Here is a 23415-nt window from a genome sequence, read left to right as displayed (position 1 = left end):
AGTAGGTAAATGACCTATATAACAAGGGTCATTTATTTGATATAGAAAAACTGTTGTAAAAGATAACATATAACACAACTAACATTGGTCATTTAAGATTTATTGTTCTATTAAACCTAGTATGTAAATGACCTATATAGCAAGGGTCATTTATTTGATATAGAAAACAGTTGTAAAAGCTATACATATCACACAACTAACATTGGTCATTTAAATTTTTATAAAAATAGCCGCAAAACCATCACTTAACTCATTTTAAGAAAAGTCAATAGCTAAATAAGACTTTTTGAGCTATTTTGAAACAAATAAATGACACATAGGGTCTAAATTTAGTGACCCATCACACCATCGACGACAAGCAGATCACCATCGCTTACGACGATCTCTTTGGCACTAACTTCTCTGAGAACGTCTACTCAGCTGGTATCCGCTATCAGTTCTAATTTTAGTGTAGCTACATAAGCTAAGCTAAAAGAGCAGCAGCTAAAACTATCCCAATTTTCGCTCTTTTAGCCTTTACGATATTCAAGCTACCTAATTACACCGAGTTTAGAGCCCCGCAAACAAGTATTAGACACTTGCATGAGTCTAAGATCTTCGATTCATGGTGCTGTTTTAGACCCCAGCAGCGCCATGATCTTGGCTATAAACAAACGTTTGAGGCCACTATCTATGAGCCATAGCAAAAAGACTATAGGCAATAAATGACAGGCTATAAGCACGTGCGAGCATGCTTATGGCCACGGCTTCAGACTAAACTTTTGTATGTATAAATAACTTGTCTTGTATGGGACATAGCAAGACAAGCTTAGCTGCAAGCACCGCCTCATGTGACTTAACCATCCTGCAGTTACATAAAAGCAGTGCACCCTACCTCGCCTTTAACTCCGCTCCTAAGTATTAAGGCGAGATTGCAGCAAATGTACATACCCATAGCCATACGAGCATGCAAAACTCAATGCAAATATCTAATACAATGAGCGGGGCTCTTCCGTGACAAACTCAATTAATCCCCTTAGCATTCTCATCAGATAAGAGCAAAAGCATCAGGCCAACTATCCGCGCCCAGGTTCTTTTCTAGCCTTGCCGTCCACCTTCCCATGCATATAGCTCACGATCTTAAATCAGTTGCGATCCATCCTATTTAATCAACACAATCCGGCCTATCCAATCGACAAAATCCGGCCATTTAATCAACACAATCCAGCCTATTCAATCGACAAAATCCGGCCTATCCAATCGCCGCAATTTGCTCCACCTGATAACTAACAAAGCCACAGTCTCATAAGCCAATGGCTAGCGAGACTCTCGCTTTGCTAAGATTGCCAATGAGACGCAAGAAACTTACTGCTTGCAATTAGCCTCACGCCACTCGCTTGGAGTTAAGCCGTCAATCTCTCTAAATACATTGCAAAAATGAGCTACTGATGAAAAGCGCAACACCAGAGCAATTTCTCGTACCTTGCAGTTACTATGCATAAGCATATCCTTGGCGATGCTGATGCGTTCTTTAGTTACATACTCCATCAAGGTAATGTTGCAATGCTTTTTGAAAAGCCGGCTTAGATGCTCGCCACTGCAGCCAACGTCTTTGGCAATGTTCGCCACAAAGATATCCTCGTAGATATGCTTATCCAGATACTGTAAGGCTTTTTCTATCATCTTTGGCAGTGGAGCCGCACTATCACTAGCATCTAATTGAACAGCTGCAGAATGCGAAGCACTCGATCCTGATAGTAAGTCATCACCACTTAAGGTCGCTGAATTTAAACTATCGCTATCATCTGCACTAGTATTGCTATAAGCTACAGCACCCGCACCATCCCCAAGTGCTGCAGAGTCACCTTCAGTTGCTGCTGAGTCATCTTCAGCACCATGACTGATATTCATTTCATTATGAAACTCAGCGGCTACAGTTTTACCATCTGCATTACCATCTGATGCAGTTATACCATCTGTATTACCAGTGGTTGCGGCTATACCATCTGCATTATCTGTGGATGCGGCTATACCATTTGCGTTGCCATTTGAGGTTGCAGCATTCTTCTCCTTTACTGCTGCATTAGCTGAGGCAAGACTAAGTCTTGTTTTAGTAGGCTCTCTTTTTCCTTGAAGGGCGGAGACTAAATCAGTAAAAGCACGTGCTGCAATGTAGCGCATGTGACGGATGCGCTCGGCATCAGTTAAAGCTTCTGTAGCAATAGCAAGGCGCTCAGCAAGTGCTACGATACGATTTTCTTTTACCCCTGCAAGACGTGCCTGCCTTGAGGCTAGTCCAATCATAAAGATAACTTCATGACGAAGCGACTTAAGAGTATCTACAGATAGTGTGGAGCTTTGCTGCATGGCATAGAGGCGATAAGCCCAACCTAAACGCTGTATATCACCAGCTGCTACGGCGCTTAACAAAGACTCTAGACTATCGCCACCCAGAGTATGCTTGTTACCCTTGTATACGACACTCTTAGACAGATCTTTTAAGATCTCATCATCACCCTCAAAAGACTCTACTAGCTCATCCACTGAGATTGTGTTTTGCTCGCTACTTGCTTTCTTCTCTATGTTCTCTTGAGAGGACTCAGATTTAACCTCGCCTTCTTTTTCATCCTGGGCTGGCATATCGGTATTTTTACCGAGGTAGTGGTCGTCTAAAAAGCTAGTAGCTTGCCTTAAAGCAATAGCTAATGGAACTTCACCCTGATAGTTTGCTTTCAGTGCCTCCACGCTGGTTGATGCAGCGCAATTAAGCGACTTCTCAGCACTACTCTCTGTCGCAACAGTAGGCATAAGCTTGCCTTTACCTTCTGCAGCATGTTTTTGCATCACTATTGCTGCAGATACTGCTGTAGGATCTTGTCCTTGAGAGTTAGCCTGTGCGGTGACATCTAAGGCCATATTATTTGCTGACATGGTAACTCCCCAAAAGAACAGATAGATCTACGCAGCTGCTATTAAGCTAAGCTGCAAAAAGTGACTATAACGAGTAGTTAACTAAGAAAGAATGCATGCAGCACTCTTACTGCAAAGCATGTAATGCGGCACAGATGTTAATTATCAGCAATTTGCATGCTGTATCAGCTGTCTTGAGTTAACTATGTATTGCCGCACCATGACGTTGCGTGATGCTACGTGATACAGCTAACAGCTGAATGTTACGCCATTGAGCACGGTATCGCCATGCTTTGGCTGATGCAGAGCACGAATGTAGCGTAGCGCCGTTTCTATGCGTTGTTATGGCTAGCTTACACACTTAGATAACTTAACTGAGCTAACTTAGCTTAGATGCATTGATAGCACCTTAGGTCACATACAATGAATTGCATTGCGTTGCGTTGCAAGGCATTTCTTTAGTAATGCCTTAGTTTTGTAATGCCTTGGTTTGTTCATGCATTGGTGTAGTAAGACCTTGGCTTAGTAAGGCATTAGTTTGGTTTGCTTGGATGCTGATAGCTAATTTGCTTACTTGAAGAGATCAGGATTTTCTCGAGTCTTGGTGATGAACTGACGTGGGGTTTGGTCAGTGTATTTCTTGAAAACCTTGGTGAAGTAAGAGACATCGGTAAAGCCGCACTCTAAAGCTACAGCAGTAACGGAATTGCGGCCTTCTTTGAGCATTTCCTGAGCGCAGTTGATGCGGTAGGAGTTGATGTACTCTAGTGGCTTTTTGTTGATGAGCTCTTTAAAGAGCTTTACCACTGATGGCGGCTGCAGATCTAAAAGCTCGGCGATCTCAGATAAAGAAATGTGTTGCTTGTAGTTACGGTGAATGTACGACAGCGCCATACGCATCTTCATAATACGGGACACAGCATCACCGCCAGCCTCATTCGGCTGCTCGAACATGGCCTTGTCTTCAAAGAGGCCTAAAAGATAGTACATGATGCCAAATGACTTAAGCTGATAGCCTGCACCTTGATCTCGTAAGGTAAAAAACAATCGCTGTACTATAGAGCAAATGTCCTCTAAATCAGCTTGCTTTTCTTGTGTGTAAGGAATGTAGCTAACGAACTTTCTTTGATTGTACAAAAGAGAGTAGATAAAGGAGTTAGACAAGGAGCGCTCACGGAGCAAGAAGTGCAGATCGAATACTACGCACTCGTATACGCAATCGTGAGGAATAGCACTATGCACAGCACCGGAGTTGAAGATAAAGATATCGCCTACTCCATCACGGCCCTTGCCGGTGAAGGTCTTGCCATCAATGGTTACCTCTAAGGTACCAGAGAGGACACGGCAAATCTCACACTCCTCATGCCAGTGAGTTTCCATGGTATAGCGAGGATGCTTCTCAGTTACATGATAAAAAGCAAATGGGAATGAGATATTGCCATGTGCTTTACTCTCTTTTAAGAATATGTCCTGCATAGCGCTTCAGCCTGTACTTATGATAAGAAATGCTGCCAAGGCTTAAGTCCTAGGCAGTAGCTACAATTACTTAACACACACACTAAAGCTAACTTTGCTAAGCGTTAGCAACTCTAGAACAACAAGCAACATAACACCAACGCTTGCAGTTCTCTCAAGAGACCACTACCTCTCTTGAGGGGCTAAGGTTTAAGCATTAATGATTAACCTTAGATGAGCACATCCAATCTAAAACTTAAGATGGGATAGGCATGTGATGATTTGAACACCTTTTACTCACACATGAACAGCCTATGCTCACGTATGAACACCTTATGCTCACACATGAACAGCCTATGCTCAAGTATGAACACCTTATGCTCGCGTATGAAGAGCTTATGTTCTAACTTTTAACGCTGATTAGATTCAGTAAGTTTTCATGTAAGATGAAAAATTTACCAAACTTAATGAATGCTAAAGACTATTCTTTAGGCTGTTTCTTATCTTAAACAGCACCTTCATGCAGCGCAAAGCCTTGCATCATACCTTGTATATTATGACCCTTTTAGCGGCTGTTAATACATAGCTAAAGCCCGTAAATAGCCGTGTTGTTAAAGTTTGGAAGCTGGATCCCAAATTTCGTCACACCCTAGATACTACCTACTGTGCCTCAAGAATGCCTAAGATTGATGATTCTTATCTTGGCTTATTGTCAATTGGTAAGAAATCATCCATTTAGGTGAAAATATTACCAAATCACCTGAAAATCGTGCAAGTATCCCCTACCCCATCAGGCCATAATGAAACCTACCCTCCCATGTATGCTTCGTATGCATTTAACAACATCCATTTACTTAGCAAATTTAGTAAAAAACTGCGCACTGCTAGCTAAGCTTGCTTATATGCCACTTAGCAAGGCCAAAGGTTTCTGATCTTTGTACTTACTAGAGATTGGTGATATTTAACGCCAATAATGCAGTGGACCGATGATTGTGAATGCTAGCGAGCAGATGTTTACAAGGAACGATACCATGGCTCGATATTCATTAGCTTTTGACTTCGGAGCAACCTCGATTCGCGCAATTTTAGGCGCTGTAGAGGACGGTCGCTTTACTTGCAAGGAAGTAATGCGTATGTCTCATCAGCGAGAGACTGTTAATGGTCGCAGCCGTTGGGAGTGGGACAAAATTGTCTCCAAGGTAGCCGAGACCATCGTGGCACATCAAGACGAAATTGACTCCATTGCTGTTAACACTTGGGGCGTTGACTTTGGCCTCATCGGCTCTGATGGCAAGCTCCTTTGCAACCCAGTTTCCTACCGTGATGCTCGCCACAACGAAGGCTATGATTACGCCCAGGAAAAGCTCAGCCTTGAAGACATCTTCATGGCGACTGGCAATCAGATCATGTCCATCAACTCCCTGTTCCAATTACTCGTCTATAAGAAAGACGAGCTTGATGGCAAGGACGACACCATGGGCAAGATCGACACCCTCTTGTTCATGCCAGATCTGCTCAACTACATGCTCACAGGCCAAAAGCGCTCAGAGCTGACCATTGCCTCTACCTCTCAGATCTTAGATCTGCGCACTAAAGAGTTCTCAGAGAAGATCATGCAAACTTATGGCATTCGCAAGGATATCTTTGCTCCTGTCATCTACCCAACTGAAGTAGTTGGTAGCATTAAAGACTCACTCATTCCTGAGGTTAAGGCTTTAAATAAAGACATTCCGGTTATTGCTTGTGCCTCTCATGACACTGCCTCTGCAGTACTGCTCACCGAGGCTTATACCGACCGTGATACTGCCTTCTTATCTTGCGGTACCTGGTCTTTAATTGGTGGCTTAACTGATGAGCCTGTGATCTGCAAGGACGCCTTTGCTCGCGATCTTACTAATGAGACTGGTTTTGCTGGATCCAATATGTTCTTTAAGAACATTACTGGCTTATACATCCTCGAAATGTTAAAGAGCGACTTAGAGTCTAAGCGCGGTGAGAAGATTCCATTTAGCGAGATCACTGAGTACGTTAAGAACTGTCCAATTACCGATACTGTCGATGTTGATGCAGCAGTCTTCTCTCAAAACGAGTTTGACGTAAAGGAGGCTATCGATGGCCTCACTCACAAGCACTATGAGCACGACTACGATTACTTCAAGGTCATCTATCTGTCCTTAGCTAATAAGTACAATGAGACCTTAAAGAATATTGAGTCAGTAATCGATCATAAGTTTAAGAAGCTGCACATGATCGGTGGCGGTACTCAATCTGAGTTCTTATGCCAATTAGTAGCTAACGTCACTAAGCTTGAGGTGATTGCAGGCCCAATGGAGGCAACCGCCTACGGCAACCTCCTCGCTCAAAAGCTTGGCCTCAAGGAGTTCAAGGACTTAGCTGAAGGCCGCAAGGTTATCTTAGCCTCCTCTGAGTTTAAGGAGTACCACCCTCAGAACTAAGCTCAGAGAGCATGCCAAGCCGCCCAGCGCCTAGCTCACGTAGTTTGGCAAAGCTCACTAAGATGGCTTGTAATTGAAAACATATGCTCACGTATGTGTAGCTGCAGCGCCTTAGAGCGCTGCTGCCATAGACATAACTCCACGCGTAAATGCAATCGAGTAGCCCCCTTTCGGGGGCTCTCACGCCACGGATACGTACCGGTCGGGTATATCGCGGCTTCAACCTGGTTACCACTCAATGGTTCGAAATGTTTGAGTGTTAAGTCTAGATCGTAACTTGGAGCTTTTAGTTGTTGGCACGCTCTTTCGCTACTGTCTAGACTGAAGATACTAAGACTTGTATATCTTACATTCAGTCCTTGGTTTAACCCATCACTTCAATTTCTTGTTCCGCAATACTCTTGTGTTTGTGTTAGGTTCGTCGATGGAGTAATCATCCTTAACACTAATTTTCTAGCCCGTGATTACTCTGTTCGTATTTCTAAACCTATGAATGAAGTTCTAAGAATGTTTTCTTCTGGTTGATTCGGTCCTTTCCGCCTGCCAAGCCTTAGCGGTACTACGACCTCTGCTGACTTCTTACTGTTCGTTGTTACTACGAGTTATTACCCGCCAGTAAGATCTCCTCAGGTAAGAGCAATTTCTTCCGCCTCATATATCTGCCTGCTTTACGACTAAGGTTCCGTCTAGTTATTGGACTTTGACTTATGTTGCAGTCTCGTCCACCTTTCGCCGCCTTATAGCAGGTTTCTGTTCGTCAGACCGAGGTTTTGCAACTGTATGACCGATTTTTTAATATCGAATCAAAACCGACTTCCTTCAGCATACATGTCACCATGCACACCTTGTCTTCAGCTAACGCTTCCCACTAGCGGGCACGTAAGGGACTTTAACCCTCTAGAAATTGCTCATGCTGAGCACACAACACTAAGGGCAGTCATATGACTGCCCTTGTTTTTTAGTACATACAAAGATTTAATCGCTCTTAAAAGCAATAAATCTTCTACTATTTATCGCTATTGCGATTCTTGAACAAGTCGACCACCTTAACAAGGTACTCACTGAACTTCTCTTCTTGCACAAGATGTGAGTCGATAACAGAATCTATCTCACCAATAAGATTAAAGGTGTCATGATTGCACTCAGACATTTTTACCTCATTAGTGCTAGTCTTGTGCTTTAAATAGCTATCAAATAGCATATTTAAACCTTCTGTACCAATTTTTAATTGGCCAAGATTAATATCTGAATTCTCTAATGTATGATTAGGAATAGCCTCTAAAATAAAATCTTTATCTTGCAGCTTAAAGTCACCTGACTCTAATGATGAACAAATAGAGATTGCAGTATTCATACATGAGAATCTGCCAGTCTTAATCGCATTTTTAATTAAATTAAGCTTCTCTGAATCAGAATATTCGCTCTTCATTGACTCAAAATCAGTCCATATCAAGCTTAAAATTCTTGATACGAAATGTGACTTATCAAATCTAACAATATTGTTCTGCTTATGCTTATGCTGCTCTTCCTCTACACCCTCATAATTAAAATGAGCAGAAAGACTTGCAGCACTAGTAAAGGCCTGATGTATGGAGTTCTTAAGAGCTTTAACACTCGACTGATTATAGAACTTTGACTCAGCAAACATGAAGTTCAATATGCAGTGATTTGACTGATCATCATAAAGAACATTGATCGCTAAAATATCGGCGACGCTCCTTTGATCCAGACCTAGATAGCTTTTGAAGTCATCTAGCATAATGTAAGTAGTGAACTTAGTAGCAAATCCAATTGTTTTAAGCTCAGATCCAATAAATTCAATTGCCTTATCGAGAATAAATTTAGACAGGACAATACCTATCATCTCGAAAAGATTATTGTGGAAATTGTACGCGCGTAAGACAATCGAGCCTGATAGAGCAAGAGCATCCTCATAAAGAAAATATGCTAAATTTTTAAAGTATGGAAGATCATGGCTTCCCTTAAGGTGCTCATACAATGTATTTGCAACCACCTCTTCTAGGCTTGCACTAATACTATTATCACAAGCTGAATAAATAATATTTTTGCCAGAAATTGGTGACTTCTTGTATTGCAAGATTCTAAACTTGCTTCGACCTTCATCATCCTGAATATTTGCAAAGTAACTCTTCTTTACAAAGTCATCACATGATAAAACAATAGAGCCTAGCTTATGGGCGCAATTAATAATTTCGTTAACCTTATGTGCATCTGGGAATGCGCAATTAGGAGCCCATATAGAGTCTGAATTGCCAAACTTGTTCGACACATAAGATAAAGCCTTTAAAAAGCCTGTATGACTCTCTGACTGCATATGTCTGAGCAGTGAGCGACTTTCTCCAGTGTATTGATTTTGATTGTACTCAGACAGAGATGGTAAATACCTAAATAAAGAGTCCTCGTCATTTACAACATCAAATGAGCTATAGAAATCTTTATCTTTAGGGAAATTACCAAGCTCTTGCTGTAATTTAGATTTAAAAGTATCAAATAAAATACATAAATCAAACTTAGGGAACGATAATACTTTACTTGAAATTTTGCTGCTTATCTTATCGTCTGTGCAAACAGTAATATTAAACTTACGCAGCACCCCGCTAGATAAAGTAGGGTTTAGGTAAGCCATTTTCTTCAATGCTGACTCAGTACGATATCTAACCTCATTAGCTACCTTGACACCCTCATCATTATTAGCATAGACAACATAAAGACTAATACGTTGTACGCTATCATCATCAGATAGAAAATGTTCTGAGAGCAAGTCGGTGAACAACCTTAATGGCAATGATGGCAGCATACAGTGATAAAGTACAATGCTTACTTCATTTCGTACTTCACCTAACCTTTTAATGCTATGCAGTATTTGCTCCTTTAGTAAAATAACCTCATTTTCAGTAATGAGACCAGAGCCAACATTATTACTAAATAAAGCATATCCATCGACTGAAGTGCTAATGCCTAAAATTGTGTCAATACCACGAATTTCAGATAAAGAATCAAAATTCCTGTCTAATGAAGCTAATTGCAGTGGAGCGAGATATTCACGACTTGGAATAAACTCTAAATAAGTATCTAGAGATAATTCTCCAAACAATCCTTGCTCATATAAAGAAAAATTAATATTTTGATATTCGCTTCTAGCATCAGTATTGTTATCACGGGAGAATAGACGCCAAAGGCCTAGAGTTCTCTCATTCTTTAAAGCAGTAGCTTTTAGGCTCTCAAGATGCCAAGGGCACACAATAGCAGAGTTCTTTACATACTCTCTTTCTGATTTATCAAAAGCAATACCAAGATTAAGTAATGCAAGTGAAATAACTCTGCCCTGAGACTTAAGTTTATCTTCAACAAATCGTAAGAGGTCGTTATATTCTTTACAGCAATTTTGCACATACTCTAAAGACAACTGGCCTAATAGAAATTGCTTTAAGCAAATAGAGTAGTTTTTAGAAAACTCCTTGAGTTTAACCTCAATTAAAGGCTCGTTCTCTTTTACAATTGATTGATTGCCAGCATACTGTAATTTATTATTAATAATACTTAAGGTACTAGTAATTACTTCTGTAATATCAAGACTCTTGCTTGATATAAAGCTTGGTGGTAACTCTAAAGGCGAAGAACTAGCCTTTAAACATGACTTATCAGATAGGCTAAGTTCTTTGAATAAACCCTTCGAGCCCGCAAGATTATATTCATATGCAGGGATCTTTAATATAGCTTCGGCTTTCTCATAGCTATCAGACGAGATTTCATTCAGGCTGCTTTTAAACCAATTACAGTAGTCGATTTGGTTACTTACATTTTCAGCACCATTAGCTAAGAGCTCAATTAAATCATGAGAAAGAGAGCTAGCAACAGAATCAAAATTAAAGCGCCACTTAAATGACTGCGTAAAATCATAAGATGTATCTTGATTATCATCGCAGCCTGACAGTTTTAAATTAAATTCAAAATTAATATCGCAATATTTTACTTGGCCTTTTCTAACCTGGGTATCAAATGGCAGACTAAAGTCACTGTCGTTTAATGCGCTCAGGTCCCATAGCAATTTTGCGGATCCATTTTTATCTTTATCGATAATAGTAACGGACTTATTCTCGCGTAATGAGCGCAGCAATGGGCCATACATAATTGAGAAGAAGCTGACAGCTTGCAATGATTTAAAATCAAGCTTTTCAAAACCGTATTTAACAACAATTTCTAAGCTAGAGATCTTAAATGATCTTTTTAAACCCTCATTAGAAATGCCATAGTAATTAAATGCTGCAAGCAATACTTTACTAAAGCCCTCACGAAAGTCTCTGTACTCAGCATTATTGGTTTGAAAGGCTAGCTTCTTCCATGCGTTGAAAAGAGTCTTATTCTCTCTAGATAAAATACTTCTGAGCTTATTAAAGAAGAATAAAATTTTATTTCTTTCTTCAGGCTCAATAGAGGTAAGTTTAGTGTCGCCTAAAGTAGCAACTTCCTGCAGATCGCTAAAATACTCTTCAAGATCATCATTTGAACAATCATATTCGTTCTGATAACTCTCAAGAATTTCTTTTTTATTTTTGTCAAGAAATTCTTTGGTTGAAGCTTTAACTGACTGCTTTTTTGCACCTGAATTTACTTTCTTTTCAATAATAAATAAGCTATCGAGTTTGTCTTGCCACTCAATACAATACAGGCTTCTCCATGAAAGCTCGAAGCTTAAGCCATCATCATTGTCTGAATTTTTGTATTCAGTGATAAAACGTGAGATAACCTCACTTTCCTCGTCAGAAAATAAACCATTACTCTCGCTAAAAGACTGACAGAAGTGATTGAATCTAGTCTTATCTGTACCTTCGATTAATCTTGCTAGGTTAGAGCCAGTATGAAGATCTTTGATAATCGCCTTAGACCAAGCACGCTGCCACCTTTTCATATCACATGACTTCTGTAATGAAGTAAATGCGTTGGTATTGCGAGGACAACTACAAACAGCTAAGGCATTACCCATGGCTGTTTCAATGGCAGTACATACGCCGTTAACATCTTTAACTGATTGTGATGATAACAAGTACAGAACTGTGGTTATGTACCTTGATGCCTCTAACAAATCATTATTACACAATCCACCAGAGAAGCCTTTCTCGGATGAAATATTGAATGCGTAATTAATAAAGTTAGGGTAATTTAATTTAAAAGTTCTATCTGCATGAATTTTTTCATAGAGCTTTCTAAGCTCAACAAAAAAACTGTCTATATTGAGCTTATTAAACAGATCTTCATTAATTGCTTTAGCTAACTGCTCAATCGATATGCCATCGTAGTACATGGATAAGAAGGCCGCCTCTGGCATCTTCTTGATCACATCGATTGCTTTAATAGTATTAATTTGTCCTCTAGTATCGAGAGCCTGCTGACTATTGGTGTATGCATCTGAGGTGATGTAAAGAACAGCATTCTCATTGGCATGATTACGCACAAAAACAGTAATGTTCTTACTATCGTATTCAGTGGATAAGAAACATTCTATTTTATTAATGCCGTTTTGCTTATTCTCAATAATCTGAGGTTCAATAAGCTTAATAGCTGCTTCTAATGCTTTGTAATACTTACTACCTAAACCATCAAGTCTAATTAATCCTGCACGGCCTTTAGCATCCGTATTAGTTGCCTTGGTTTTGTCATAAATAGAGGACATCACTCCATATGCAACTAAAAGAGTCTCAATAAACTCGAACTGCTGAGATAGTTCACTTTCAGGGCTACTAATCAAACTTCTCTGAAGAGAGATTAATTGATTGAAATAACGACGGTCATCATCGCTGCTAATAAGAGTCTGAGTCATATTTACAACAATCCCTTTTTAATCTCTATTCATCTATGTATGGGTTAAATATGTAGTAAAAACTAGCATCAGATAGTTCTTTACATAAGCCTAACTGCTTAAGACGAGACTGTAGCAGCGTTTCGTTGTGCTTTACTTTATTTTCATCAACCACAGAAAAGTGCGTGTCTGTACTCTTAAGAGTTCTGAAATCCTTGGAACTTACAACCATTCTGAATCTATTGAAAATCTTTTCAAGGAAATCAGAGTTCTGCATATAACGAGTATTGCAGCAAGTCAGTACAAGGGCCTCTAAAAGCTCGTCCGTAATTGCATAGTGATAATAATTCGTTGTGCCTTTAGTAACTAAGCCAATTGATTTTGCTGTCTTTGCAAGCATTGCATCACTTACAATTGAAGAAAAATCACGTCTTTTGCGCAAGGCCGCAGTGCAATTAGACAATATTTTTTCAAACGAAGAGCACTTATATACGATCTTGTTTAAATCAACTTCATCATCTTTAGTTTTATCGATATACAGTACGCTAGAAATTACATTCTTAAATTGTTCAGTTACATCCTTAGAGTTATCAAACTCTAATGAAGGCTCATCAACATACTTTGTTAAAGCGTCATATGAGCGCTCACTTAGTTCACGCTTTATGGATAAAAGCAACCAATCTCTAACTGTACGAGCAATAATATTTTCATAGTAGCCATGTACTGATTTAGATAGTGTCCTTAAGTCACAATTGCCGAAAATAAGCGGCATATATGGCTCTGGAAACTTGCTATCGTACTGCTGTATAACAATGTAACTTCTTCTAAGGAGGTAGCAGTAAATATATAAAGAGCTGATAATTGTCAAAACTCTAATCTTTTTTCTTGCAGAAAATTTAAGATTTAATATAGAAATAAAATCTTCTGCCATATTATCAAATAGAGCCTGACAGCTCTCCTGTGCTTGAACCGGGAAGTAAGACATGCCTTTTTTTGTCTGAATGTCCTCATTCATGACAGGCTCATCTAAACCCTCAATATCATCGCCAGCAAGAACTTTTACTGATTTAGTAAAGATATCGTCTTCTTGATTTAATAAGTCTGATAATTTGCTCTCAATTTCATTTTTTACTTCTGTTGAGCTACTTAATGAGAGCATCGCTAAAAGCGTATGTCCTTGACCTCTAAAGAATCTTGAATCTAAATTCAACTTTTCGTGAGTCTTTGGTTTTCCTTTAGCTAAATTTACTTCTGCATCATGGAAAAGACAACGCTTACTAAATGGGAATAAGATTTTTGAAGTCCATCTCTTGCTTGATGTATAGTCAAAAGTATTTGAGCGCAAGATATCAACTATATTGAAAAAGCGTTTAAATGACTCATTGGCATTATCATCATCACTTTTAGTAAAACATTTTTGCAAATGGTCTACATATTTAGTGAATCTTTCAATGAAAGCCTCATCGTTATCATACTCATGAACGCTTATGTAGTAATCTCGCCATAAAGTCCAAAGATCACCGTCTGAATGATCCTCTATGAATCTGCTATTAAGATTAGCATTGTCATAGAGCATTCTTCTTAATAAATGAGCCGGATTCAGCTTACTTGTAATATTAGTATTATTAATAGTGGCAGAAGCTAATTTGCGTGCAACATAATCTAATCTAGAGCCATCGCATTCATCTGGAGTGATGCCAAACAAGAATGTAAGGAACTCCATGAATGTGAACTCAACACTCTCTTCAGGCGAAAAGCCACGGCCAAATATTGACTCTTCAATGCAATAACGCTGCTTTCCTTTACTGCTCTTTTCTGAATTATTGTCTTTTATAGCGTTGCTCATAATTAAGGATCTCTTATCAGAGTCATGCAAGTTGAAGGAACTTGAATTTTTTTGAGATAAAGTCGAACCATCAACAATGGCAGAAGTATAAATATCTGCTGCAAACTTATCGACCTGTTGATTGTTTACCGGTGATGCACAGTTAAATGCATCCTCTTCTTTAACTAAATTATGATTTACAAAATTACTAGAGCCATTTGTTGACTCTAAATCCAGATCATCAAGAGAGTAATCCTTAGGTCCAAGTCCTAGAGAGCTATCTCCTATGCCATCTTTCTCGTAAACAAGTCCGACATACTCCTCATCTGTCATAGCGCTAAGGTCGCGATAACGACTCCTTCTGTTAGGCCTAAATTCTTGATGATAAATAATCAAAGTTGGATCTGGACCTAAATAGAACAAGTCTTCATCTTGAGGCATTCGGTCTACTAATATTTCGACATCTGAATATATATTAGTAAACTGTATGGAGTCTTCATAGTTATCCATGTACTCCATGTCATACATATCTGTTACAGATACATAACTGCTATGATCGAAATCTAATATCTGCTTATATGTATCTGCATCAGATAAGGTCTTTTTAATACATGAATAATCACCAATAGTCATCCTTTCTTCTAAGGTCTTGTCTTTTCTACGACCCTTTCTTAGCTTTTTTAAAATAAGATGCCTATCAATATTATTCATAATTCACGACCGCATCATTAATAATCTATGTAAGACCAGGAAGCACGTCGCACAGCTCAATATGATTACATTGAGCTTGAATTATTTGGGCAGATAACTTTTCTCTGAAAATTTCAATAGCAGCTAAACATTGAGGCGAATAGTTAATAGAAAGAGCTCCCGAACCAAGGCCTGATAGAGCTTCATAAATATCTGGTGTTACAGTCAAAGAAACCTTTGGATCTCCGGCTTCAACCATCGGTAACTCTAAAATACTTTGATTTGGAATAATAGCCCAAGAGTCATAATCGGACTCATAGCTTTTTTCATTTAGCGATAAGACTAAATCCTCATGCAGCATGCGACTTTCGTTTATTTCATTAGTCGTACTATTAAAATGAATATTAATTTTTTTATCATCAGAGTCTGCATCATAGCAATCTGAGAATACGGCTTTAAGACCAAACGAAATATTCGTATACCATGAGTGTGGCAAATAATGCTTTTTTAACTGAAAAGGTAATTCTTTACGATTGTCTAAATAAGGCTTTAAAGAAATTACCTTATGCCACAAAGTCAAAAACTCAATTCCGTGCTTGAAAGAAGAAAGATTGTAAAGATCATCTAACAGTTTCTTACAGGCATCCATTCGTTCTCTACTACCACTAACAGTATTGTCATCGTGCATAGTAAAGAAAAAACACCTTCTTAAACTTTCAAGAATATTTAACTGATCTAGATGGTGATGACTGTCTGTTTTTCTATTAGACACATTACTGTTCTTTCGCTCATCAAAGTCGCGTCTAATTGAAGCTAGAGCGGCTTTAAAAGAGTCAAAGGCATGATCTTTATATGTTCTTTTAAAGCTATCATCGGTAATAAAGTATTTGGCAACTGGAAAAAAGAAGCTATTTGAATCCTGAACGTCATCTTTTTTGCAGTTAGTCAAAAATGTATCGATAGGAATGCTGCTGCGTGTTCCTATGCCGGTCGACATTAGCTGCTTAAATACATTACTTATACCTGAATCATCATTGTTTTCACTATCATCAAAAGCAATAAGATTAAGGCCAAATAAATTATCGTACGGGTTCGAGTGTACGACATAGTCGTTTGAACCATAGCCGCCATTTAAGCACTCTGTTTCATATTTAAAGTAGTTGTACTCTTGAATGATTTTCTTATCGACAGGTAAACTCTTAATTTCCTTGCATGTTATTAAAGGAGCATTCTCATCCCAACGACCAAGTAGAGCATTAGATAATATGATAAGTAGTTTTCTGATATTAAGATGAGCACCATTAGCTATTAATAACATGATAATAGATGCTAGTCCGTACTTAAATCTTTGATTATCAGCATTTAAGACTTCATAATTTCTATGAATCGGACAGCTATTTCTTAAAGAACAGCTAGAGCAATCAGAGAAGTGCTTTTCATCAAAAAGTTCGGAGACTATTTCGTAAATTAATTTTTCATCAACAATGGATGACATATCCATTAAAAATAGCTTTTCACTAGCTGCTTTTACAAGCTTGCTCGAACGAACGTTTAAGGCGCAAAGGGCACCTTCACTAAAGCACGTATTACTATCGCCCAAAAAGTAAGAACGTAATGTCAGCAAATATTTTTGTGAAAACTCTTTCCTAACATCATCTGAGACGATATTTAACGACATCTCCTCAAAATGCTGCAGCAGAATACCTTTGTTAGCAGCAAGGATAATAATCTTGTTGACCTTATGATCAGTTGCGCTGTCATCTAAAAGAATGCCCATCATGTCATTTAAGAGCAACTCTTTTTCAGGAGATTGATCAGCGAGCTCACTGCAGTCTGAAACGAGCCAGACTGGGCATTTTCTATTAGGCTCTAAAGAATTAAACTCAGTAATTTCACGATAAGTTGAGTCATTCAGAGAAAACTGTAAATTAATACCAAATCTGCTTTGTAAAAGATTTAATATTAAATGAGTTTTGCCATCGCCTGCCTGTCCATTAACAACAATAATTGCTGGTCTATCCTGCTTTATCACATCGGTCATTGTTTCGATGTAATTTTCACAGCACTCAACGATAAACTGAAAGTTATCTCCTGTTTGGCTCTCAGCAAAAGAATTATTGTTATTTAAAGATGGGCCATATTTAGCAAGCTTATTTATATATTGCTCTGTACTTTCTTGAGTATTCATAATCCACCTAACTTGCTAAATAGATGACAATATTCATTTAATAAATCTATGTAGCAATTATTGCTACTTCATACAAAACGCACAGCTGCCTTTTCCTTCCATGCAGCCGTAAATAGTATCAATATCTAACTCTTCTTCGAGACCTACTCTAAGAGGATTTACTTTTCGCTTTGCTTCTGCAGATTTTTTTCTTGCCTCAAAGTCGCGTTTAATTTGAGCAACTCTTTCAGGCTTAGATAGTTCTGCAAGGGATTCGCCTTGACTCCATGTAAATGGAGTACCGTCCTCAATTGAGGTCTTCTCAAGCTCCATTGCTCTTATGAAAGCTTCTGGATGGTGCTCAAGCAGGCCAACCCACTCAATTTTTTGCTGGAAGAAGCAGAAAGTACATCCTGATCGAGAACGCCAGTCATAGTACTTTGGAAGACCCAAACCAGAGCTTTCTAAAATATCCATAACGCCGGCTTTATCAATGCCATCTTCACGGAATGGCATGACTACTTTGAGGTTATCTCTATTTGTAAGCAAACCAGAACGGCTAGGCTCATCAATACGAATTGCCACGTAGCTATAGACTTTCTCACCTGCGTCTAATGATGGTTTAATCCAATCGTAGAAAGGAACTAACTTCATCTGAATAGTGCACCAACGAGATTGTGGTGATGGTAGAAAGTTGTTGTTCTTCTTAAGAAGAAACTCGAATGTCTTGTCGTTATTGATGTAGTTAATTGGCTTGCCGAGATAGCACTCTAGCTTGCCAAGAAACTCATACACCTCAGGTAGCTCTTCGCCAGTGTCAGTAAAGAAATATTCAATTGGAGTGTCTGGATAGTTCTCTTTCATATAAATAGCCAAAGCAGCACTATCTTTTCCGCCCGAAAGGCCTAATACATGTCTGGCCATTTACATTATCCTCATTAAACACAGCTCTAAATATCATACTTCATAGATACTTTAAGCCATCTCGTTTACGTATACAAATTTGACGATGATCAAATATATTTTAAAGACGTACCAACGCTAGCGAACACACATTCAAGCTTGAGATGGTTGCGTTTATCTAGTTGCTAGCTTAAGCATTTGTGAACACAGAGCCACGATCTGCTTATAGTCACATTTACCAATGGTAGTCAAAATATTCTGCGCTTGTTCAGCAGCTTGATGAAGCTCTTGCGTTGTGAGCTCAACTACCTCAGAAATATCATCACCATCAGGTGTAGAGGAAATAACGCTAACAAATCTTCTATCTGACTGCTTATCGTGATAGCCTGCAAAACACTCTGCTTTTCTAAAGCCCATAGCTAACTCTGGTATTAGAGCTAAAGTCACAGCAATATCGTGATCATTAAGTGATTTAACTGGCTTATCTGTACAGAGCGTTATGATGCCTTCTATTGAACTTCTACCACCTTCAAAAGTGCTTAGGCGCTTAATAAACATCTCGACCTTGCTGTCATTAGCTGCAGCAATTTCATTAATTGATTCAGCACGGTTCTTGATTTGCTCAACAACATCAGCACCTGAACAACCTAAAGACTTAAATAATAAACTTTGAATTTTGTTCAAAGTCTGGCTGTAATATTCAATTATCTCTTTAATATCTTGAATCAATAACGAATTATCTTTAGCAATATTTGGATAGAGTCCAAATAATTTGTCATAGATAAGATCAAGTGGGTCGTTAGCATTGAGCACGTAAGACTTTAATTTTTGTGCTCTTTTTGAAAGATTAATTGTTCTCTGTGTTAGAGCAGGTAACTTCAACATGAAGAAAACGATAGCTCTTGCTAATGCTAAAGGCTCACTACTTGTGCACTTAATTTCAAGATCTCTAAATGCCTCTAACAGACTATTAGCAGCATCTAGAGAGGTATTGTCGAGCTTATAAAGTTTAAATGTGAATCGATCAACATTTACAAGATAGTCGCCAACAAAATCCTCAGAAAAATCTGTCACGAAGAAATTGTCGTTATAAACAGCAACACGATCTTTATTAACGAGCATATAGAATAATAATAAGATCAGGTGAAGGCCTGCTTTAACGCCAAATGGTTGGTTAGACCAAAGATCAAAGATTTCAAATGCACTTACATTAGGCTTAGAAATAAGCAGCTTATCAGTTGCATCAAAGAGCGCACAAATTTTTGGATCAGACTTGTCATCTAAGACAAAACCATAGCCTGTAGAGTTTTGTCTATGCAAGCCATGTAGCTCGAAAATAGTCCAGTACAGATTCATCTCAGGAGGAGTTTTTTCAAAGCCTAAATTCTGCTTATCGGAATAGCCGCACATATGCTCAAGCAGAATTCTTCTTGCTTTAGCTACACTAGCTGAGATCTTATTCCTATTAATGAGCTCATTTTTGATAATTGGTGACTGATCAAATAATGCATCAGCAATATCTGAAGCTAAGACCCATAAATCAGCACTTTTTACTGTATAGTCCTTATTCCTTAAGTACTTACTTACACAATATAGAGCTGCATAATCATTATCAATTAACTGTTCTAGCTCTTTTCTTGCTTCAGGAGTTAAAGAGTAACGAGCGCTAATTTCATTGGCAACCACATGCTCTGTCGAAATATTTGCATCATTAATTGCAAGCGCATGTAGCTGTTCAAAATCTAAATATTTCCTGCTCTCGCTATTTAATTGATATCCTAATAAAGGGATAGTTTCAGTATCGACAGCAAGACATAATTTAGATAATACAGATCCGTTATGAACAACAAATGCGTCGTTTAAAGAGTTATAAACTAACTGCTCTAAAGACAACTGTTCAACTCTTAATCTCTCATTAACTTCTCGACGAGCAACAGCATCACCCTCTAATAGAGGATCGCTTTGCATTTCTTTATATGTCTGTAGTGTTCTAGCTGAATTAAATATCTCTGATGACTTCAGACACACTGCATAAATATGATTCTTACAAATGGAACTGCAGTATTTAGCGACTGATAAAGCTTCAGCAAATGACTTAGCCTTATCGCCAGTATCATTTGATAAAACTAAGAATACTTTGCCAATTTCGGTATTTGTACACTGGTATTTGTAAGATTCAGTGAAAACATCCTCAAGTAGAATGGCCTCTACCTCAAAATACCTCAAGCTACCAGTACGCACGTAGTGACGCTTGGCTACAACGGTTTTGCTTTCAGCAATATATTGCTTAATAACGTCTAATTTAACGTCCTGAGAGTTATAGAATTTTGCGAAAGATGCATCAAAGTCAAAATCAGAGCCGTTAAAGCATCCATAAGAACCATCGTAAGACTTGTATATGACTGCTTTTGCATCAATAAGAGCAGCTATATCATTTTCAAATGAAGCATCAGCATCAGTTGTTTGGCAATAATATGGAGATGCAATAATGTTTCTATAAATATCCTCAAGAATTTCCTTCTTAGGATAAATAGAATAGCCCTTACCAAAAATCTCCATTACGGCAATGGTCTTAAAGAGATTTAGCTGCGATAAAGTGCTATTGCCTTCAAGATGCGTGATGATCTCACATGTCTCTGCATATAGCTTTCCTGTCTGACCATAACCAACTAGACTTTGATTATTTCTAATGTAATCAAATAAACAGCTTGGCAGATAAAGATCAGAGCTATCACGAGATTGTGAGGATAAAAATGAGCTAAATGAGAATGGCTCGTAAGAGTTTAAAAAGCCAAAAATAGTACGCTCATTCTGACCGAAATAAAGACGCGACATTGCGCATACTAGCAGAATAGAGATTGGATGCAATGGCAAGCAATTGCTAAAACTTCTGCTGATGGCGTCAAGATTGTTGCTCTTTGGGTATAAGATCTTGGCAATATATGATGAATCATACTCAGTATGATATTCATCATTATTAATTGAGCTAGCAACTAAATTAATGCTTTCAAACTCAGAAGGAGCAAGGATCTGATTTTCAAATCTACCTTGAATCTTAGCCCACTCATCTTTGAGACTCTTATCAGACTTTGCAATATATGATTCAAAAGACTGATGCATTATTCCAAGAAGTATTAAATGGCCATCTGATCTAGCTGCTGCCTCAGATAATTCTTGTAATAAATAAATATCATTAGTCTCAATAGCATGCTGAAGAAATTTACCGAGCTCATCAACAATAATTAATACCCTTTTATTATTATCTTTGAGTCGATCAATAAATATAGAAATCTCAGCTTGATTGAGTTCGCTAGCTGTGTAAAATTCGCTAGTAACTTTATCTTCTTTAAGTCGAGAATGTAAAACATTGCGCAGGCTTGTATTGCTGCCCACGATGTTGATAGAAGACCAGTACTTGTAAGCGCCTTTTTTAGCAAATAGCTTTGTTATGTTATTGTCGTCGTGATTATTCTTGAAATCTTTGACAAAGCCTAAAGCCTTATTGCGAATAACACTATCTTGACTGATTAATGAGCTTAGAAGAAGAGCTAAAGTTGATTTACCAGAGCCAAATGCGCCACTCCAGGTAAAGGCACAATTGTGCTTACCCAGAATAACAGCACACATGTTGTCAACAACATTTAAGCTTGACTGCAGCGGGATAAATCCGTTCAGTGCATTGCGGTCTGTAACATCTAAGTCAACGCGAACTGCCTTTAAGAATTGGCGTTTAATAACAATCTTGTCGGCTAGAGATTTTTGTTCTTCAGACATTTCTATAAACTTCTTCTAACAACTGTTGCTTGAGCTTAATACGACTGTTTTCGTCTGTTACAGTGCAATATATCTGTCTAATACCGTTTTGCTCTATGAAGCTTATAGCTCCAGAACTTACCTCAGACAACTTAGATAAGTAATTAGCCAAGCTTTCTTCATTAAGCTTAAAGACTCTTCCAGGAGAATCTACTTCATAGGCGATAGTATTGAAGTCGTATGTGACAATGCTATTTTTAGGTCTGCCAATATAATCTAGAAGGCAGTATGCAAACACATATGGGCTTAAGCTACTGTGCAAACCTCGGTTGGCGCTAATAGACTCAACTGAAGCACTTAAGAGTTGCAGCTCGCGCATCGGGCAGTCTGAAATATCTTCAACATTATCAAGCTTTTTGACCGTAGTACGCAGAACACCAATGTCTCTTGTTAAAGGTGAATATGTTCTAACCGCAACATCAATATCTGTTTTAAGAGTTTTTTCTGCAGGCAATTTTTTAATATTGCCAGCTATATGCTCTCTTTCCAAGAAGCCTTTTAGCTCGCTTGCGATTATTTCCTTTGTAACAGTGTTTAAATTTAATTTATTAAAAATAAACCACAAAGCTGTATATTTAGAGCTATCAGAACAAATGAAGTAATGCCAAAGCCATAGAGTATCAACATACTCAGAATAAGGATCAAAACCCTTAATAGACTGCTTTAACAAAGAAGCAACTTCAGGATCTACCTTGATTTTCTCATCAGGTAAATTGTCGAGATCATCAGTAATTGGTTCGAGACACTCTGTACCAAATAGCTTGATTGCAAATGCTGTTACATGGTTGTTGCTGTCAAGAATATTGAGGCATCTTGCCCAGTAGAGCATGGAGTCAATCATATTTGAGCCAACGCCAAGCTCAATGATTGCCTGTTTGACATCTGAGAAGCTTACTGCTTTACCTTTGAGCATGCGTCTCAGACTATATTGATAGGCCTTTAATGGCCATAATTGACGAAGGGAGAAAGATTGCGTACCGCCAAACTTGTAGTTTGGGCAAGATGAAACGCTTGAGATTTTTGCTTTTTTTGCCTTTTTTATGACTTTTGTATTAGATGCACCAGCTTCAATTGCTGCTGGGGAACCCCCAGTTTTTTCAGACTTCTGCCCTTTTGTTTTTAGGCCATTATCTAATTCCTGAGAGTTTGTTACGTGTGACATCTTTGTTGGTTTCTATCATAAATAGGTTATATGATGTTCCGTAAACAAAAAATTTTTAAATATCAGAACAATCATATCAGACAAAAAGCGAAATCTTAGCTAATAGCAAAGCACTTACAATCGCCAAAGAGAATTTAAATTTAGGGAACCCCGCGACATTATAAAATAATAACTATCTTCATTTGAAGCTTGCTTTTTCATAATAACACGTGTATGTAAAAGGGTTGCAATCCCTTA

The 23415-nt window shown here is 38.3% G+C and carries 9 protein-coding genes; 1 reads left to right on the top strand and 8 read right to left on the bottom strand.

Going from position 1 to position 23415, the window contains the following annotated elements:
* Nucleotides 1-1344: 1344 nt before the first annotated feature.
* On the bottom strand, nucleotides 1345-2910 hold the full coding sequence (locus H524_RS16430) for a helix-turn-helix transcriptional regulator (protein ID WP_052338931.1): 1566 nt from the start codon (nucleotides 2908-2910) through the stop codon (nucleotides 1345-1347).
* 549 nt (nucleotides 2911-3459) lie between these two features.
* Complete coding sequence (locus H524_RS0105550) at nucleotides 3460-4365, bottom strand: AraC family transcriptional regulator (protein WP_027939513.1); 906 nt, start codon at nucleotides 4363-4365, stop codon at nucleotides 3460-3462.
* Nucleotides 4366-5375: 1010 nt separating this feature from the next.
* On the opposite strand from H524_RS0105550, the gene H524_RS0105540 reads away from it, so the two are divergent.
* Nucleotides 5376-6800, top strand: coding sequence for a rhamnulokinase (locus tag H524_RS0105540; RefSeq protein WP_027939512.1), 1425 nt, complete (start codon nucleotides 5376-5378; stop codon nucleotides 6798-6800).
* A gap of 1006 nt (nucleotides 6801-7806) precedes the next feature.
* Here the strand turns inward: H524_RS0105540 and H524_RS0105535 are convergent.
* From H524_RS0105535 to H524_RS0105510, 6 genes are all read right to left on the bottom strand, one after another.
* The gene (locus H524_RS0105535; RefSeq protein ID WP_027939511.1) at nucleotides 7807-12639 is read right to left on the bottom strand and encodes a hypothetical protein; all 4833 of its coding nucleotides are present in this window, start codon (nucleotides 12637-12639) and stop codon (nucleotides 7807-7809) included.
* 25 nt (nucleotides 12640-12664) lie between these two features.
* Complete coding sequence (locus tag H524_RS0105530) at nucleotides 12665-15154, bottom strand: hypothetical protein (protein WP_027939510.1); 2490 nt, start codon at nucleotides 15152-15154, stop codon at nucleotides 12665-12667.
* A 25-nt stretch (nucleotides 15155-15179) separates the two neighbouring features.
* The gene (locus H524_RS0105525) at nucleotides 15180-17321 is read right to left on the bottom strand and encodes a hypothetical protein (RefSeq protein ID WP_027939509.1); all 2142 of its coding nucleotides are present in this window, start codon (nucleotides 17319-17321) and stop codon (nucleotides 15180-15182) included.
* 63 nt (nucleotides 17322-17384) lie between these two features.
* Nucleotides 17385-18224 (bottom strand): phosphoadenosine phosphosulfate reductase family protein, encoded by an 840-nt coding sequence (locus H524_RS0105520; RefSeq protein WP_027939508.1) that lies wholly within the window; start codon nucleotides 18222-18224, stop codon nucleotides 17385-17387.
* Between the two features lie 153 nt (nucleotides 18225-18377).
* On the bottom strand, nucleotides 18378-21977 hold the full coding sequence (locus H524_RS0105515; protein WP_027939507.1) for a hypothetical protein: 3600 nt from the start codon (nucleotides 21975-21977) through the stop codon (nucleotides 18378-18380).
* Nucleotides 21970-23178, bottom strand: coding sequence for a DUF4007 family protein (locus tag H524_RS0105510; RefSeq protein WP_027939506.1), 1209 nt, complete (start codon nucleotides 23176-23178; stop codon nucleotides 21970-21972). Before H524_RS0105510 ends, H524_RS0105515 begins: the two co-directional genes overlap by 8 nt.
* Nucleotides 23179-23415 lie beyond the last annotated feature (237 nt).

Source organism: Anaerobiospirillum succiniciproducens DSM 6400, from assembly GCF_000482845.1.
Taxonomy (GTDB): Bacteria; Pseudomonadota; Gammaproteobacteria; order Enterobacterales; family Succinivibrionaceae; genus Anaerobiospirillum; species Anaerobiospirillum succiniciproducens.
Note: the sequence above shows the minus strand (reverse complement) of the source record. Positions and strands in the feature narration are given on the sequence as shown.